The 2,998-nt window shown below is 35.2% G+C and carries 3 protein-coding genes; 1 reads left to right on the top strand and 2 read right to left on the bottom strand.

Annotation, left to right across the window (positions count from 1 at the left end; genetic code table 11):
* Positions 1-599: 599 nt before the first annotated feature.
* Together rpiA and H1P_RS32295 are read right to left on the bottom strand one after the other, a co-directional pair.
* The gene (rpiA, locus tag H1P_RS32300; RefSeq protein ID WP_144875427.1) at positions 600-1,310 is read right to left on the bottom strand and encodes a ribose-5-phosphate isomerase RpiA; all 711 of its coding nucleotides are present in this window, start codon (positions 1,308-1,310) and stop codon (positions 600-602) included.
* A 392-nt stretch (positions 1,311-1,702) separates the two neighbouring features.
* The gene (locus H1P_RS32295) at positions 1,703-2,146 is read right to left on the bottom strand and encodes an RNA recognition motif domain-containing protein (protein ID WP_144875425.1); all 444 of its coding nucleotides are present in this window, start codon (positions 2,144-2,146) and stop codon (positions 1,703-1,705) included.
* 456 nt (positions 2,147-2,602) lie between these two features.
* Here H1P_RS32295 and yidD point away from each other — a divergent pair, with 456 nt between their 5' ends.
* Complete coding sequence (gene yidD, locus H1P_RS32290; RefSeq protein ID WP_144875423.1) at positions 2,603-2,839, top strand: membrane protein insertion efficiency factor YidD; 237 nt, start codon at positions 2,603-2,605, stop codon at positions 2,837-2,839.
* Positions 2,840-2,998: the final 159 nt, after the last annotated feature.

The following is a 2,998-nucleotide window of genomic DNA, read 5'->3' as shown; positions in this document are numbered from 1 at the left end:
CTTTTTCTTCTTCTGGTGTCATCTATTTACTTTTTTAAATCTGACCTCATCTTATCTTTAACTTGGTTGTACTACCTAATTTAGTTCATCTGTTCTGACAAAATTGACTTGCTCCCTATTACTCATTACTTCCGAAGTTCGTAAATTTTAATGTCCTAATCTAATTTTGTACGGCTATAATTGATTTTCTGTCTTTATATCTTGTAACATCTCAGTGTGAAAATGTTCGAGAGCGGTTGTTGTCTGGTTATTTTTGGTCGTCATGAGTTTTCTCCTTAAATTAATTAGATTTGACTTGAATTACTCGGTAATTTCCTTTGTATATCGAACTGTCTTTATAGTGGAAATGAGACGAAAAAAAAACATCTGAAAAACGTCTCAAATTGACCTTAAACCAAAGATATAAAGACCATCTAACTTTCGTTGAATCTCTGAGTATATTTGCTTAAGACAAAAGTCTTTTATGTTTGGGAGACAAACAATATCTAGTATTATGTTTCGTGCAGTTTAAAAACAAGAAAGGGAGCGTTAATTGCAACACTCCCTCATATTTTAGATTCGGGTATTCTAGTTAATATAAATAAAGCCTCAAGATTAGCTTACATTTCTCTGACAGTGGGTTTACCGTCAATAATTTCGCCAATTAACACGATATCCGCTACGCCAACAAAAAGACCATTTTCCAATACGCCAGGAATATTATTAATCGCTTTTTCTAATTCTGCGGGATTGTCGATCGAGTCAAATTTGACATCAACTACTAAATTTCCTTGATCTGTAACCACTGGACCTGCTTTTTTGATGCCCATCCGTAATTCTGGTTTGCCTCCTAATTTTGCCAAAGCGTTTATTGCAGGAGTCATTGCCATGGGAATTACTTCTACTGGAAGCAAGAAAGTAGAGCCTAATTTATCCGTTAGTTTGCCACTATCAACCACTACGATAAATTCATTAGCCAGAGCATCTACTACTTTTTCGCGAGTATGGGCTGCACCACCGCCTTTGATCAGATTTTTTTGCGGATCTACTTCATCTGCACCATCAATTGCTACATCAATGTGGTCTATTGCATCTAGAGTAGTTAAAGGAATACCATATTTTTTAGCTAAAACTTCTGCCTGAAAAGAGGTAGGTACACCAACAATGTTAGAGAGTTCTCCTTGAGAAAGGCGTTCGCCAATATATTCTATAGCATAAGCAGTAGTCGAACCTGTACCTAAACCAACTATAGAGTCAGATTGAACACGGTTAGCAGCAGCTTTACCCACCTCCTGCTTCATAACAATTACAGGATCGGCAGCAGTAGTCATGTTAAACAAACTCCCTATACTTAAATTTTGTTTATTTAGTTAGTAATTTATATCATCTGCGAACTAGTCAAAAATGAACTGGTTGGATGGAGTAAATATTGTCCACAGTGAATATTTAAGATTATTTTTTAAAGAAAGGCATAAAAAAATTGCGGTGTTCAATTTTCTGTGAGCCTCTCTCTATCATTATTTATCACCGTTTTTTATTAAGAATTGTCATCACTTGCGTATTTCTTTTTTTTCGATAGTATTACCCTAGTCAAGAGTTTTGCCTCTCAGCTTATCTCATCGAAGGCAACTAACGAATCTCTAAAGAAAACCGCACGTTAATTCAAACTGTACTGCTGTTTAGTCAACTACTATTAATAAACTTAAACAATTCAAAGATGAATTTAGTTATTAGTTGCTGCTAACATCTCTTTAAGCTTAGATAATTGATCTGCCCAGCGAGGATCGGGTTGAATGGTATCTTGACGATTACTACCAGTAGTCTGCTGCTTCTTAGAACGCTTATTATTTTTACGCTTATTGTTAGCAGCAGCGTTACTTACTCCGTCTTCTGCACCCTCTTCTTTTTTAGCTTTAGAACGAGGTAAAGCTTTTTCAATTTTTAAAGGGTTATCCATGAATGATTGACCATTATACTTTTCAATGAATTGATCTGCCATTTCATCAGTAGGAACTGTAACAAAGGCAAAACCACGGCATTTGCCAGTTTTACGGTCTTTAATTACTTTAGTAGATACTTGCTGACCTTCATCTGCAAACATAGCTGCTAAAGAGTCTTTTTCTACTGGTTCTTTTGGTAAATTACCTACATATAAACGAATGGACATGAAGATGAGCCTCCCAAGATATATTTATTTTAAGTTGTACGCTGTTACAAAACAAACACTTTTCTCACTAATGCCAAATAATAAGCTCGATATGGAGTGAGCTTGTTTCAGATTGCTTGATACAGTCAATCTGAAACAAACTTTTCCACTTTACATGATTATTGGCAATATCAAAATAAATTGTTACCCTTCATGGGATTGCTTAGAGTTCTCTATGGTACTAGGATGTTTGATTAACAGATATTCTCTGTCTTAAGGAAACGCGTAGAATTTAAGTCCTTTTTAATTATTACAGAATACTTCAATTAATCCAAGTTTTAGTGATAAGTTTTCTAGCATAGCAATTTTGTTTGATGCCACGGAAATTAAGTTAGTCTCGCGGGAAGTCTGTTTGATTAATTATCAATGATAGATAATAGTCACTGATTAATTTCGTTAATAAATTTTGTTTGAACAATGAGTAAGCAGATTTTGATAATTTTAATTCGGGGTTATCGTAATTATATTTCTCCTCTATTTCTCCCTAGCTGTCGCTTTCAACCTACTTGTTCTCAGTACGCTCTTAAAGCAATTGAAAGGTTTGGTGCAATCAAAGGTGGTTGGTTAGCAATCAAAAGAATTTTGCGTTGTCACCCTTTTAATCCTGGGGGTTACGATCCTGTTCCTGAATGTCATCATCATACTGAAAAGTAATGGAGAGTGGGAAATAGACAGTCAAGTAGGTATGTATCCCTCTTCTGTCACTTTCCGAAATTTGAACTACAATAGAAGAAATATTTAGAAGCTGTGAGGTAGAGAGGGCAATGGATGTAGAATTACAGATTCTCAAACATTTGAAGCGAGCGCCAATAC

This window comes from Hyella patelloides LEGE 07179, from assembly GCF_900659865.1.
Taxonomy (GTDB): Bacteria; Cyanobacteriota; Cyanobacteriia; order Cyanobacteriales; family Xenococcaceae; genus Hyella; species Hyella patelloides.
Note: the sequence above shows the minus strand (reverse complement) of the source record. Positions and strands in the feature narration are given on the sequence as shown.

What these genes read in the sequence shown, in the direction of transcription:
- yidD (WP_144875423.1), top strand. Translation starts at nt 2,603, where the DNA reads ATGAGTAAGCAGATTTTGATAATTTTAATTCGGGGTTATCGTAATTAT.
- rpiA (WP_144875427.1), bottom strand. Translation starts at nt 1,310, where the DNA reads ATGACTACTGCTGCCGATCCTGTAATTGTTATGAAGCAGGAGGTGGGT.
- H1P_RS32295 (WP_144875425.1), bottom strand. Translation starts at nt 2,146, where the DNA reads ATGTCCATTCGTTTATATGTAGGTAATTTACCAAAAGAACCAGTAGAA.